The sequence below is a fragment of the Bacillus sp. ABR genome, assembly GCF_056172715.1.
Window position 1 is genome coordinate 1 of record NZ_JAOYSL010000019.1, and the last position, 236, is coordinate 236.

At 41.5% G+C, this 236-nt stretch carries 1 protein-coding gene; it reads right to left on the reverse strand.

The features are described 5' to 3' along the window. The coding region (locus OIT90_RS19320; RefSeq protein ID WP_474892837.1) for a flagellin N-terminal helical domain-containing protein at positions 1–170 on the reverse strand (170 nt) is incomplete at its 3' end. Positions 171–236: the final 66 nt, after the last annotated feature.

The following is a 236-nucleotide window of genomic DNA, read 5'->3' on the forward strand; positions in this document are numbered from 1 at the left end:
CGGATTTGTCCACGCATTTTTTCAGAGATTGCAAGACCTGCTGCGTCATCTCCTGCACGGTTGATTTTAAGACCAGAAGAAAGTTTCTCCATGTTCTTTTGGCTTGCACCGTTGTTTGCAGATAAACGGTTTAATGTGTTAAGTGCTGCGATATTGTGGTTAATTCTCATTTCCTATTACCTCCATGTATGTGGGACCTGACAGACGTCCTTGTCTGAAAAAAGTCCTTTATTCTA